General features: G+C 60.3%; 13 protein-coding genes and 1 pseudogene. 5 read left to right on the forward strand and 9 right to left on the reverse strand.

Annotated features, from left to right (window positions below; translation table 11 throughout):
* Window positions 1-169: 169 nt before the first annotated feature.
* Together ACOYXG_RS20145 and ACOYXG_RS20150 are read right to left on the reverse strand one after the other, a co-directional pair.
* Complete coding sequence (locus ACOYXG_RS20145) at window positions 170-1,525, reverse strand: GntP family permease (RefSeq protein WP_460353601.1); 1,356 nt, start codon at window positions 1,523-1,525, stop codon at window positions 170-172.
* 82 nt (window positions 1,526-1,607) lie between these two features.
* A complete protein-coding gene (locus tag ACOYXG_RS20150) occupies window positions 1,608-2,141 on the reverse strand; it encodes a gluconokinase (protein WP_027612589.1) in 534 nt (177 codons plus the stop codon).
* Between the two features lie 216 nt (window positions 2,142-2,357).
* Between ACOYXG_RS20150 and gntR the strand changes: the two genes are divergently transcribed.
* Window positions 2,358-3,389, forward strand: a complete 1,032-nt coding sequence (gntR, locus tag ACOYXG_RS20155; RefSeq protein WP_047295927.1) for an HTH-type transcriptional regulator GntR — start codon at window positions 2,358-2,360, stop codon at window positions 3,387-3,389.
* A 138-nt stretch (window positions 3,390-3,527) separates the two neighbouring features.
* Here gntR and ACOYXG_RS20160 read toward each other — a convergent pair whose 3' ends face one another.
* Entirely contained in the window at window positions 3,528-4,400 is an 873-nt protein-coding gene (locus ACOYXG_RS20160; RefSeq protein ID WP_460353604.1) for a LysR family transcriptional regulator, read from the reverse strand.
* Window positions 4,401-4,522: 122 nt separating this feature from the next.
* Between ACOYXG_RS20160 and ACOYXG_RS20165 the strand changes: the two genes are divergently transcribed.
* The 3 genes from ACOYXG_RS20165 (at window position 4,523) to ACOYXG_RS20175 (ending at window position 7,229) form a co-directional block, all read left to right on the forward strand.
* The gene (locus ACOYXG_RS20165; RefSeq protein ID WP_460353606.1) at window positions 4,523-4,963 is read left to right on the forward strand and encodes a PACE efflux transporter; all 441 of its coding nucleotides are present in this window, start codon (window positions 4,523-4,525) and stop codon (window positions 4,961-4,963) included.
* Between the two features lie 125 nt (window positions 4,964-5,088).
* A complete protein-coding gene (locus ACOYXG_RS20170; RefSeq protein WP_134787161.1) occupies window positions 5,089-6,513 on the forward strand; it encodes an MFS transporter in 1,425 nt (474 codons plus the stop codon).
* A 155-nt stretch (window positions 6,514-6,668) separates the two neighbouring features.
* A complete protein-coding gene (locus tag ACOYXG_RS20175; protein ID WP_460358515.1) occupies window positions 6,669-7,229 on the forward strand; it encodes a hypothetical protein in 561 nt (186 codons plus the stop codon).
* Between the two features lie 126 nt (window positions 7,230-7,355).
* On the opposite strand, the gene ACOYXG_RS20180 is transcribed toward ACOYXG_RS20175, so the two are convergent.
* The 3 genes and pseudogenes from ACOYXG_RS20180 to ACOYXG_RS20190 form a co-directional block, all read right to left on the reverse strand.
* Window positions 7,356-7,895, reverse strand: coding sequence for a methyl-accepting chemotaxis protein (locus ACOYXG_RS20180; protein WP_256214240.1), 540 nt, complete (start codon window positions 7,893-7,895; stop codon window positions 7,356-7,358).
* 3 nt (window positions 7,896-7,898) lie between these two features.
* A pseudogene (locus tag ACOYXG_RS20185) lies at window positions 7,899-8,732 on the reverse strand (PAS domain-containing protein); the annotation flags it as partial.
* A 348-nt stretch (window positions 8,733-9,080) separates the two neighbouring features.
* On the reverse strand, window positions 9,081-9,971 hold the full coding sequence (locus ACOYXG_RS20190; protein ID WP_460353609.1) for a LysR family transcriptional regulator: 891 nt from the start codon (window positions 9,969-9,971) through the stop codon (window positions 9,081-9,083).
* A 99-nt stretch (window positions 9,972-10,070) separates the two neighbouring features.
* Between ACOYXG_RS20190 and gstA the strand changes: the two genes are divergently transcribed.
* The gene (gene gstA / locus ACOYXG_RS20195) at window positions 10,071-10,664 is read left to right on the forward strand and encodes a glutathione transferase GstA (RefSeq protein WP_460353612.1); all 594 of its coding nucleotides are present in this window, start codon (window positions 10,071-10,073) and stop codon (window positions 10,662-10,664) included.
* A gap of 125 nt (window positions 10,665-10,789) precedes the next feature.
* Here gstA and ACOYXG_RS20200 read toward each other — a convergent pair whose 3' ends face one another.
* The 3 genes from ACOYXG_RS20200 to ACOYXG_RS20210 form a co-directional block, all read right to left on the reverse strand.
* Entirely contained in the window at window positions 10,790-11,803 is a 1,014-nt protein-coding gene (locus ACOYXG_RS20200; protein ID WP_460353615.1) for an ABC transporter substrate-binding protein, read from the reverse strand.
* Window positions 11,800-12,327, reverse strand: coding sequence for a sigma-70 family RNA polymerase sigma factor (locus tag ACOYXG_RS20205; RefSeq protein ID WP_460353618.1), 528 nt, complete (start codon window positions 12,325-12,327; stop codon window positions 11,800-11,802). Before ACOYXG_RS20205 ends, ACOYXG_RS20200 begins: the two co-directional genes overlap by 4 nt.
* A gap of 124 nt (window positions 12,328-12,451) precedes the next feature.
* A complete protein-coding gene (locus ACOYXG_RS20210; protein WP_097085897.1) occupies window positions 12,452-13,243 on the reverse strand; it encodes a phosphate/phosphite/phosphonate ABC transporter substrate-binding protein in 792 nt (263 codons plus the stop codon).
* Between the last annotated feature and the right edge of the window lie 15 nt (window positions 13,244-13,258).

The following is a 13,258-nucleotide window of genomic DNA, read 5'->3' on the forward strand; positions in this document are numbered from 1 at the left end:
CCCTGTGGGAGCGAGCCTGCTCGCGAAAGCGGTCTATCAGTCAAGATATTGGTTGTCTGACATGGCCTCTTCGCGAGCAGGCTCGCTCCCACATCGGTTTTGGGTGAACCCTAAAATCAGCGCACAAAAAAACCGCATCGCTGCGGTTTTTTTGTGTCTGTGTGATCGCTTACACGAACAGCGACAACAGCAGGATAAAGCCCAGGCCCACCACCGACAGGATGGTTTCCATCGCGGTCCAGGTCTTGAAGGTTTCGGCCACGGTCATGTTGAAGTACTGCTTCACCAGCCAGAAACCGGCGTCGTTCACATGAGACAGGATCAACGAACCGGCACCAGTGGCCAGCACCAGCAGCTCACGGTTGACGCCCGGGATCATCCCCACCACCGGCACCACGATGCCCGCGCCCGTGATAGTCGCCACGGTGGCCGAACCGGTGGCGATACGAATCACCGCCGCCACCAGCCATGCCAGCAGGATCGGCGAGATCTGCGCGCTGACTGCCATGTGGCCGATCACGTCGCCCACACCACTGGTCACCAGCATCTGCTTGAAGCCACCACCGGCACCGATGATCAGGATGATCGCGGCGGTTGGCGCCAGGCTCGCGTCCAGCCACTTGAGCATCTGCTGCGAACCGATGCCCTGCTTGTGACCGAAGGTGTACAGCGACAGCAGCAAGGCCAGCAGCAGGGCCGAGATCGGGTGACCGATCATGTCCATCCAGGTGCGGAAGAAGTGACCGTCCGGCAGCGCCACGTCAGCGAAGGTTTTCAGCAGCATCAGGAACACCGGCAGCAGCACGGTGATCAGGGTGATGCTGAAGCTCGGCAGCTTGGCCGAGTCATCATTCTCGCGGGCCAGTTGATCGACCAGTTCCTGATTCGGGTGACCGGGGATGTGCTTGGCAATGAAGGTACCGAAGATCGGACCGGCAATGATTGCGGTCGGCAGCGCAACGATCAGACCGTAGAGGATGGTCTTGCCGATGTCGGCGCCGAACACCCCGATCGCCAGCAGCGGGCCCGGGTGCGGCGGCACCAGACCGTGTACCGCGGACAGGCCGGCGAGCAGCGGGATACCGATCTTGATGATCGACACGCCGGTACGCCGGGCAACGATGAACACCAGGGGAATCAGCAGCACGAAGCCGATTTCGAAGAACAGCGGGATACCGACGAGGAACGCGGCGAACATCATTGCCCACTGCACTTTGTCCTTGCCGAAGGCGCGGATCAGTGTCTGGGCGATCTGATCGGCACCACCGGATTCGGCCATCATTTTGCCGAGCATGGTGCCCAGCGCGAGGATGATGCCGACGAAACCGAGCACACCACCGAAGCCGTCCTGGAACGCCTTGATGATGGTGCCGATCGGCATGCCGGACGTCAGGCCGAGGAACGCGGCCGCGATGGTCAGCGAGATAAAGGGGTGAATCTTGAATTTGGTGATCAGGATAATCAGGCCGATTACCGTGACCACTGCATCGAGCAGCAGGTAGGCGTCGTGGGACATGCCAAACATTGGGGGTGTCTCCTGGCTTGTTGTTGTTATTAAAGCGGGTTAAACAGAATTCGTGAGGACAGCGCTAGCTCTTTCAACACACTCATACCGCCTGTTTCAAACCGTGGGCCTGCCACCAGACGTGCGCCTGGGCCGCCAGTTCTTCAACGCTGTGGATCGAAGCATTCAGCGCCAGGGTCAACGGCTCACCTACCGGCGATTCGAGGGTGGCGAACTGGCTTTCGATCAACGTTGCCGGCATAAAGTGGCCCGGACGATGCGATACGCGGTCGGCGGCGACTTCAGGGGTCAGCTCAAGAAACACGAAGCCCAGGCCCGGCAAGGCACTGCGTAGCACTTCGCGATAACTGTGTTTAAGGGCAGAGCAGGTCAGCACCGGGCGTTTACCCGATGCATCGACGCGACGCAGTTCATCGCACAGGCTGTCGAGCCAGCCGGCACGGTCGTCGTCGTTCAGGGGGATCCCCGCGCTCATCTTTTCGATGTTGGCGGCCGGATGAAAAGTATCGCCTTCAATGGCAGTGGCGCCGCTCAATTGGCACAGGGCCTCGCTGACGCACGTCTTGCCGCAACCGGCAACGCCCATGATGACCAGGGCGGTGATGGGATGACTCATATAACACCTCAGCGCGCAGACAGCGCTACCTTTGCTAGCTATGACTCTAGTGCACAGGCAGAAGTTGCCGACGCCTTCTTGTCGTTTTTTTGGGTTGCAGCAGGTTTGTTCCCAACGCCAAAAAGCGAAGATCAGGCAGGACCTCGCTTACGCATTTGCAGCTGCATCAGGACAGCGCTACCTTAGTGCCTTGATTTTTGTTTGGCAAGCCGCCCGATGACCACCCCTAAAAACGATAAAAACACTCGCACCACCGGCCGTCCCACCCTTAATGAAGTTGCCCGCCTCGCCGGCGTGAGCCCGATTACCGCCTCCCGCGCCTTGCGCGGGGTCAGCACGGTGGCCACGGAGTTGGTGGAAAAAGTGCAGAAAGCCGCGCTTGAACTCAACTACGTGGTCAACCCTGCCGCCCGCGCATTGGCCTCGGCGCAGAGCCATTCAGTGGTGGTGCTGGTGCCATCGCTGTCCAACCTGTTGTTCATCGATACGCTGGAAGCCATTCATCGGGTGCTGACACCCAAGGGCTTCGAAGTGCTGATCGGCAACTTCCACTATTCGCGCGATGAAGAAGAGAACCTGCTGCGCAACTACATGGCTTATCAGCCGCGTGGTTTGCTGCTGACCGGGTTTGATCGCACGGAAAGTTCGCGGCGGATGATCGAGGCCAGCAATATTCCCTGCGTGTACATGATGGAACTCGACAGCGCCGCCGGAGTGAATTGCGTGGGTTTCTCGCAGCTCAGCGCCGGCGAAACCGCGGCCGAACATTTGCTCTCGCGCGGTCGCAAGCGTCTGGCCTACATCGGTGCGCAACTGGATCAGCGCACCTTGTTGCGCGGTGAAGGTTTCCGCAAAGCCCTGCAGAAGGCCGGGCGCTACGACCCGGATCTGGAAGTGCTGACCCCGCGCTCCTCGTCCGTGGGCCTAGGCGGTGAACTGTTCCTGCAACTGCTGGCGGCGCATCCGGATGTGGATGCGATCTTCTTCGGCAACGACGACCTGGCGCAGGGTGCGCTGCTGGAGGCGCTGCGCAACGGGATCAAGATCCCCGAGCAGGTGGCGATTCTCGGCTTCAACGACTTGCCGATGTCCGAACACATGGTCCCGCGCCTGAGCAGCATCAACACCCCACGCGAGGCGATCGGCCGGCGTGCGGCGGAGCAGATGTTGACGTTGATGGCGGGCAACAGCGTGGCGCGGCCGGTTGAGGATATGGGTTTTGAATTGAAGATTCGCGAGAGTACCTGATCCTTCTCAAATGCTGAGTTGAACACACCCCCTGTAGGAGTGAGCCTGCTCGCGATAGCGGTGTGTCATTTAACACATGCATCGCCTGACACAACGCTATCGCGAGCAGGCTCACTCCTACAGTGTTTTGTGTCGGGTTCAGTGGCTGAGCAGTTCGACGAGAGCCGACGCGCCCTTCTGCAGCGGCTGGCTCTTGAGCCACACCGCATGCACCGGCAGTACCAGGCCGTTTTCGATGTTGCGGAAATTCAGTCGCTTCAAGCGCCCGCTGTCCAGCCACGGCTGCACCACCGACAACGGGAAATTGCCCCAGCCCAGCCCCGCCTCGACCATCTCCAATGCAGTCTCCAGGGTGTCGGTGCGCCAATGCGATTCGGCCACCAGCGGTCGGGTTTCGCTGATCGGCAAGTCGCGACTGGCGACGAAGATCTGCCGCACGTGCACCAGGTCTTCGAGAAACAGATCCTGCCCCTGCAACAACGGACTGTCCGCCGCGAGCGTGGCGATCATCCGTTCGCTGCCGACAAACTGAAAACGCTCCAGCACGTTCATGCTCAACCCGGCAAACGCCAGACACACGCTGACGCGGCCACTGTGCAGCATTGCCAGCACATCGTCCTGCGGCGCGCTCAGCACTTCAATGTCGAGCAGCGGATGACGCTCGGCAATCACCTTGATCGCGGCGAGCAAGCGGCGCCGGTCAATGTCCGCGACCACGCCAATCGACAACTTGCTCTCCAGCCCCAGCGACAACTCCACCGCATGCACTTGCAGTTGCTTGAGCTGCTCGGCAATCAGCCGCGCGTGGGGCACCAGTGACAGCGCCATCGCCGTCGGTTGCGGTTCACGATGGCTGCGGTCGAACAAGGCATAGCCAAGCTCCGCCTCAAGGTTGCCGATGCCCATGCTGACCGCGGAAGGTACCCGGCCCAAAGCGCGGGCAGCAGCGGAAAACGAGCCACGCTCGATCACTGCGAGGAACAGTTCGATGCTGTCGCTGTTGAAATTCACTTCATCTACCTATCACCAAAACTGAAAGCTACTGACTTTTTCTGTCACGCCTATTGAAGCTATCTTTTGCCGTCTTCGCCAGTCTCGCTGGCCAACACGTTGCAAGAAAGAGGCAAATCTCCATGCAAGGCGTCAAACGCAAACTGGTCTACGTGTCGCTCTACGAAGTGATCGGCATGACCTTCTCGGCCCTCGGCCTGGCACTGTTGTCCGGCACGTCGCCCGGCAGCACAGGCCCACTGGCGGTGATCATCACCACCATCGCCGTGACCTGGAATTTCATCTACACCTCGCTGTTCGAGCACTGGGAAAGCCGCCAGCAGTCGCGCACCCGCACGGTCAAGCGGCGCATCGCTCATGCAGTGGGTTTCCAACTGACGCTGATCGTGTTCCTGATTCCGCTGATCGCCTGGTGGATGAGCATCAGTCTGGTGCAGGCGTTCCTGCTGGATCTGGCGCTGATCATCTTCATCCCGTGCTACACGTTTGCCTTCAACTGGCTGTTCGATCACGTCTTCGGCTTGCCGGCATCGGCGCTGCCTGATTCGGCCGCTGCGGCATAAATCGTTAATTGGTAAGCAGTTATTGCAAGTAATCGGCGGTTCTCCGGGGCTAACCGCCGAAATTCACAATCCATCAACTCCGATAGCAGGCTAAGCTTTTCCATCAATAAAAAATGGATCCGCAGATGACTGCTCACGCCCCCGCCGCCGCGCAAAGCGACGGCATCGACCCGATACGCGCCGCCGAGATTTCCGCCCGCATCGACCGCCTGCCCGCCGTCGCCACCATCTGGCGATTGGTCGCGTTGTTGTCGATTGGTGGTTTCTTCGAACTCTACGATTTGTTCCAGACCGCCTACATCAGTCCGGGACTGATCCGTGACGGGATATTCGCCACCGGCAATCAGGGCGTGTTCGGCTTCTCCGATCAGGCGGCGTTCGCGTCGGCGACCTTCCTCGGCCTGTTCCTCGGCGCCAGCCTGCTCAGCCCGTTGGCCGATCGATTCGGCCGTCGCGCGATCTTCACCTTTGCGCTGGTCTGGTACACCGTGGCCACGGTGCTGATGGGGATTCAAAGCTCGGCGCTGGGGATCATATGCATGCGCTTTCTGGTGGGCATCGGCCTCGGTATCGAGCTGGTGACCATCGACGCCTACCTCTCGGAGCTGGTGCCCAAACGCATGCGCAGTTCGGCGTTTGCCTTCGCGTTTTTCGTGCAGTTTCTCTCGGTGCCGGCAGTGGCACTCATGTCCTGGTGGCTGGTGCCGCAGGCGCCGTTCGGTGTGTCCGGCTGGCGTTGGGTGGTGCTGGCGAGTGCGGTGTTTGCGCTGTTCATCTGGTGGCTGCGCAAGCGCCTGCCGGAGTCGCCGCGCTGGCTGGCGCAGCATGGGCGGTTCGATGAAGCGAACAGGATTCTCGATGACATCGAAGCCCGCTGCGAGAAGGATCACCGCCAACCGCTGGACGCTCCGGAAACGGTGCCCGTGGATGTCGAGGGCAAGGGTCGCTTCGCCGACATCTGGCAGCCGCCATATCGGCGTCGCGCATTGATGCTGATCGTGTTTCACGTGTTCCAGGCGATCGGTTTCTTCGGTTTTGGTAACTGGCTGCCGGCGTTGCTTTCCGGCCAGGGTGTGAGTGTCACCCACAGCCTTATGTATGCGTTCATCATCACCCTCGCCTACCCGCTCGGGCCGTTGCTGTTCGTGAAGTTTGCCAACCGTTTCGAGAACAAGTGGCAGATCGTCGGCTCGGCCCTTGGCGCGATGACTTTCGGCACTTTGTTCGCGTTGCAGACCAGCGCCTTCGGCCTGATCGTCTGCGGAGTGATGATCACCTTTTGCAATGCGTGGCTGAGTTTCAGTTATCACTCGTACCAGAGCGAACTGTTCCCGACCAACATCCGCGCCCGGGCGGTGGGCTTCTGTTATTCGTTCAGTCGCTTGTCGACGGTGTTCAGCAGCCTGTTGATCGGGCTGTTCCTCGACAACTTCGGCACGCCCGGGGTGCTCGCGTTCATTGTCAGCAGCATGCTGATCGTGATGCTGACCATCGGCTGGTTCGGCCCGCGCACGCGCAATCTGGCGCTGGAAAACATTGCCCACCGCTGAGGCCACACGGTCATCCTCTGCCGCCCGACGGCAAGGGATGACCGCTTTGTTCGGCGCACAAGTTGCGTAACTCGTTGAAATCATGTGTTTTTGCGCGAAGGCACGGTAATTGCTGCTTCAGGCCCGTCAGCAATTATCCATAGGGCTCCATCATGATGTTGGTCAGTGCCAAACAGCAGCAGCTCATCCACCTGCCCAAGCGGCTGGCGGATGACGCGACCACGACCGCCGCTGCCGGTCTGCAAAGCGGCCTGCACGGCGCCATACTGCAATCGCTACAGAACCAAGCCCAGTCGCAGGCGACCGACGCGACCTCCAAGGTTGAGGATTCGGCCACGCAGATCGCCACCCAGCAAGTGGCCGCCGCTACGCGCATCAGCGACAACGTCGACGAGGCCTTCGCCAAGACCCGTGTCGGCCTGCAAACCACCGACGCTACGGCGGCCGGCACCACCACCGGGACCTCGGCCACTGACGCGTTCAAGGACTACATGAGCAAGTCGCCGGAACAGCGCCTGCGCGACAGTATCCTTCAGAGCATGGGCATCACCGAAGACGACATCAAAGCCATGCCGCCGGAGAAACAACTGGCCATCGGCAAAGAGATCGCCGAGCGTCTGCAGGACAAGATGAAGCTGGCGCAAGCGGAAAAAGACAACGTCAATGACGTCAAAGACAGCGACAAACTGGCGGACAAGTTTCTCGCGGCGCTTTGATCTGAAAGTTGCTTAGAAACCAATGTAGGAGTGAGCCTGCTCGCGATAGCGATACATCAGTTGCTTATCCAGTGACTGACGCACCGCAATCGCGAGCAGGCTCACTCCTACCGTTGTTGATGGGTGTCAGTTTAGTTGCAACGTCGCATTGAACTGCCCGATCGCATCCACCACATGTCGCGATCCCTGCTGAATTTCCAGAATCACCTCCCCCGCCTCATTCGCCAACTCCACACCCAGCCCGGTGCGGCTCAGGCTCGACTGCATGCTCGACACCGCGCTCAGCGACAGGTCATGGTTTTTGCGTACCACTTCGACAATCTCCAGGGTCGCCTGACTGGTGCGCGCCGCGAGACTGCGCACCTCGTCCGCCACCACCGCAAAACCGCGTCCGTGTTCACCGGCTCGCGCCGCTTCGATGGCCGCGTTGAGCGCCAGCAGGTTGGTCTGGTCGGCGATGCCGCGAATGGTCTGGACGATGGTGCCGATGATGTCCGACTGTTTGCTGACCGCATCAATGCTCAGCGCCGCTTCGTTGAGGTCGCGGGAAATGTCCTGAATGATCTGCACCGTCTGCTGCACCACCTGTGAGCCTTTTTGCGCGCAGGCGTCGTTCTGTACCGAGGTGCTGTGGGCCGATTCCGCGGCGTTCTGCAGCGTAGTCATTTGTTGGGTGATGTCGCTGGCGAACTTCACCACCTTGTACAAACGGCCCTTGGTGTCGAACAGCGGGTTGTACGAGGCTTCGAGATAAACCATCTGCCCGGACTTGTTCTTGCGTTCGAAACGGTGCGAGTGATATTCGCCGCGATTGAGCGACGCCCAGAACGCCTTGTACTGCGCCGATTCGGATTCGGAACGGTGACAGAACATGCTGTGGTGATGGCCAACGATTTCGTTGAGCGAGTACTGCATGGTTTTCAGAAAGTTGTCGTTGGCGGTAATCACGTTGCCGTCCGGGGTGAACTCGATCACCGCCATCGAACGGCTGATCGCCGCCAGCATGCTTTCTTCTTCGTGCTCTTTGTTGACTCGGGCGGTGATGTCCGACGCCACTTTGATCACACTTTTGACTTGTTTGTCCGGGCCGTACACCGGCATGTAACTGGCTTCCAGCCAGATCTCCTTACCGGACTTGTTCAAGCGCAGAAACGTGCCGCTGATCGGCTCACCCCGGGCCAGGTCGCGCCACAATCTGGCGTACTCCTCGCTGCGGTAAAACGCTTCTTCGCAAAACACCCGGTGATGTTTTCCCCGCACTTCCTCGGCGCTGTAACCCATGGTCTTGCAGAAGTTTTCGTTGGCATCCAGAACAATGCCCTCGGGGGTAAATTCGATCATCGCCATGGAGCGGCTGATCGCTTCGAGCTTGGCGTTGGCTTCGGTCAAGGCGCAGCTGAAACGCTCGATTTCCTGCAGGTCAGCCTTGTGATGTAGGTTGAACATGGTTGTATCACCTTCCGCGCGGTCTTTTGATTTGATGAAAGTCAGGTCTTTCAGCATCCACCACTACGTTCCACAGAACAGGCACACGCATTCCTCCACGGGAGGAAGTTGTCAGGTGATAAATGATGTTTAATCCGAGGGTCCATGCAGCGACGCTCTAATCAAGACATCCTTCTCTTGATAGCCCAGCAGCGGGCCAGCCCTAACGTGCAGAAAACTTCCATGTACAACTTGCTCCTTGTTGGTTCAGTGTCCGGTGCCTTGGGTTGCGCACTCTGGCAGCGTTGAAATCACGGCTAACAGATGACGGTCGACATAGTTAGTTACAGCTAGCATAGCCATCGCCATGCCGTGCGCAAGGCCACTAGTCGGCCAGTATCTGGCACTTTTTGCACAAGAAACGGTTCAGCGAGCTGTCGCGCCCGCCGTCTCCGCCACCAGATCCAGCAACGCCTGCACCGTCGCTGACGGCGTCTGCCCCGCAGGCAGCACCAGCGAAAAGACCCGTTCGATACTTGGCTGCAGGGCAATCACGCGCAAGCCCTGGCGCTCGGCCGGCAAGGTCATTTCCGGCACCAGGGTCACGCCGAGATTTTCCCGCACCAACGTGAAGGCGCTGCTCCATTCGCGCACCTCGACCCGCACGTCCTGCAACTGCAACCCGGCCTCGGCGGCGAGGCTGCGGGCGTTGGTCGAGCAACCGCCGGTGGCCAGCACAAAGGGCAGCGCCGTCAGTTCTTGCAGGCTGACGCCCTGCTCGATCCCCCGCAGCGCCAAAGGGTGCCCTGCCGGCACGACCGCCACCCATTCATCACGGCCCAACGGCCCGGCATTGCGCTCGGGCGCCGGGTTGAGCACCACACCAACATCCACCAGACCGGCCGCCAACAAGGTTTCCACCTCGTCGTCGCTGACCTCCAGCGCCACCACTTCGATCCCCGGGTAAAGCCGATTGAACTGGCGCAGCAGCGGTGGCAGAAAACTCGCCAGCACCATGGGAAAACTCGCCAGGCGGATCGTCCCGCGCAGCATCGGGCGAACGCTGTCGACAGTCTGGCGAATGGTCTCCAGCGCACCGAGCATCAGCCGCGCCTGTTCGATCACCGGCAGGCCGATGGCGGTGGGCAAGGTCTGTCGGCTTTCGCGGCTGAACAGTTGCACGCCGAGGGTTTCTTCCATCAGCGCCAGGGCCTGGCTCGCGCCGGACTGGGTCATGCCGACCCGCTCGGCAGCGCGGGTGATGTTGCCGTGATCGGCCACGGCGACCACCAGCCGCCAATGCATCAGGTTCATCATGCCAGTAGCTGTCCTTATGGCAGGTTTCTGAAAGATTAATTTTACCGAGGGTGCGGCGCACTATGACACTGGCGCCAATTCCTCACCAGAGAGCTGCCGATGAAGCTGTATTACGCCCCGCAAGCCTGTTCACTGGCGCCGCACATTGTCTTGCGCGAACTTAAGCTGCCCTTCGTGCTGATTCGCGTCGACAACCGCAGCAAGCGCACCGCCAGCGGTGAAGACTTTCTCGCGATCAATCCCAAGGGGTACGTCGCGGCCCTGCAACTGGACGACGGCACGGTACTGACCGAAGGCCCGGTGATCCTGCAATATCTGGCGGATCTGCAACCACAATCGGGACTGGCGCCAGCACCCGGCAGTTTTGAAAGGCTGCGTTTGCAGGAGTGGCTGAATTTCATTTCGAGCGAGATCCACGGCGGGCTTGGTGCGCTGTTCGATGAGCGGTTGCCGGCCGAGGTGATCAAGGAGAAGTTGTTCAAGCGTTTTGCGGTGTTGGTCAGGGTGCTGGAGCAGCAGGAGTATCTGTTGCCGAGCGGCTTCAGCGTCGCGGATGCCTTGTTGTTTGTGGTGTTGCGCTGGGCCGGGTTGTTCGGGATCGAACTGGCGCAGTGGCCGGCACTTGCGCGGTTTCAGGCGCGGATTGAGCAGCGGCCGACCGTAATGGCGGCGTTGGCGGCGGAAGCGGTGTAAGTCTTTAGATCATTCGCGAGCAGGCTCGCTCCCACAGGGGTTTTGTGCACGTCAAAAATCCAGTGTGGGAGCGAGCCTGCTCGCGAAGGCATCAGTTCAAACAACACCGATCAACCGGCAGAAACTCAAAGCCCCGCCGTCACCTTGCTCGCCACCTCCCCCGGCACCCACGCCTTCCATACCTGCGGCTGATCGCGTAAAAATGCTTCGGCTACCTGCCGCGGTGGCTGGCGTTTTTCGCTCATTCCGGCCAGGGTCTGGTTCAGCAGATCAATCGGCAAATCGACTTTCTCGAAGAACGACACCAGCTCCGGGTATTGCGCCTTGAACGGCGCCGACACGCCTATCGCCAGGCTGGCCGGCATCGAGCGGGTGCCCTTGGGATTCGGGTTGTTGGCGTCGGCCAGGGTTTTCCAGGCCTCAGCATCGAACGGTGGCTCTTCGAGCTTCACCAGTTTGAAGCGCCCGAGCAGCGGCGTCGGCGACCAGTAGTAGAACAGCACCGGTTTGCCGCGTTTGATCGACGACGCCACCTCGGCATCCAGCGCCGCGCCGGAGCCGGTGCGGAAGTTGACGTAGCTGTCGGTCAGCGCATAGGCCTTGAGTTTCTGGCTGTTGACGATTTCCGAGGTCCAGCCGGTCGGGCTGTTGAGGAAGCGTCCGCGGCGCGGGTCTTCCGGGTCGCGGAACACGTCCTTGTAGCGCGGCAGGTCGGCCACCGATTTCAGCTCCGGTGCCAATGGTTTGATCCCGCGCTCGGGGTCGCCCTTGATCACGTATTCCGGCACCCACCAGCCCTCGGTCGCGCCCTTGACCGTGTCGCCAAGGCCGAACACCTTGCCTTCATTGGCCGCCTTGACCCACGCCGGACTGCGCCCGGCCCATTCCTCGCCGATCACCTGAATATCGTTTTTCGCCAGCGCCGCTTCCAGGCTGACGGTGCTGCCCGGCAGCGTGTCGGTCGGGTAGCCGTAACCTTTTTCGACGATCAGGCGCAGCACTTCGGTGATGAAACTGCCGCTTTCCCAAGTGATGTCACCGAAGTGGATCGGTGCGGTTTTTTCCGCCGCCGAAACAGCGCCGACGCTCAGGCTCAGCGCCAGTAACGAACGGCCAAGCAGGGTTTTGATCGATCTCATGCGGACCTCTTGTCTGTCAGGATTTGGTTGGCGCTGTGGCGATCGCACAGGGCTTGGGAGCGGCTCATGTAAACGCTGACCGAACGCTGGGAGATGCCCAGTTCGGCGGCGATTTGCGGATAGGTCAGGCCATCGATCCGTGCCAGCAGGAAGGTCGAACGGACCTTGCCCGGCAGGCGTTGCAGGCTGTGATCGAGGCGTTTGAGGGTCTGGCTCAGTTGCGCGAGGTCTTCAGGTGAAGTGGCAGCATCGACGTCGATCTGCTGCGCATGCCGGCGCTCCAGATCCGCCCGACGCCAGCGCTGATAGAGCAGGCGTTGGGCAATCGTGGTGAGCATGGCGCGCGGTTCGCGAATCGCCGTGATACTGGGCGCCTGAAGCAATTGCGCGAAGGTTTCGGCGGCGATGTCTTCCGCGCCTGCGGAGTCGTGCAGATGTCGGCTCAGGTAAGTGCACAGCCAGCGGTAGTGGGCGCGGAACAGAGCGTCGAGATGATTGCGGTGAGCGGTGTCGGCGCCGGACATGAGGGCTCCTGGGTAAGGGTCGCTGAATGTCCGGTGATCCGGTGGCGCGATCGTAGCAAGGCGCCTTATGCATTAATAATATTTATATTTCATTTTTATATTCTTTTTGGAGATATAAGGCTGTTCAGTGCAAGCGGCCGTAGCCCAACTCATCCGCCTCACGCTGATAGTCGAGCACGACCTGATAATCGCTTTCGCTGGCCGCCAGCACCTCTGGCAGCTCCAATGTCTGCACAACATCCGGCAGTTCATGCAAAGCTTGATTCATCACCCGGCGCAATTTTTCGATCTGCTCATCAGTGGCAGTCGCGGCGGTGATAAAAGGCAAGGTCGGACTGAGCGCAGTGCGTGCCACCACCCGCAATCCAGTGACTTCTTCAGGCGCATGCCGAGCGAGGTACGCATAGGTCACGCTGTCGATCGCCGCCAGATCGGCGCGCGCTTCACGCAACCAACGCAGACTTTCGCGGTGCGCCCCACTGATGCCGACCGTGGCGAAAAACTGCCCGTTGCGGTGCAGCGGCGCCAGACGCTGGCGCAACAGGTTCATGCCGCTGTTGGAATCTTCGCTGTTGATCACCCCGCGACTGCCGCGAAAATCTGCCAGGGTTTTGCGCGTATCGTCAGCACGGCTGAGAATCAGGCTGCAATGATTGCCGGCAGTGGCGTCGGGCAATTCGTAGCGCGGGCGACCGACGATGCGTACCTGATCGCGCAGCAAGGTCATCAAGGGATAGCCGCAGGTCTGGGTCAGCAGCAGATCCGGCGACAACCAAAGCTCGGGGAGCGACAGGCTTGCGGCGTTGAGGCGGGAATGGCCGAGGTGTTCAAGAATGCGGGCGATCCAGCGTTCGTTGGCCGCGCGAATGGGCTCGGGGGCGGTGTACATCAGCAGTTCGAGGTGGTGTTGGGTCATACACATTATTCCCGG

It is taken from the genome of Pseudomonas sp. G3-39 (assembly GCF_054790485.1).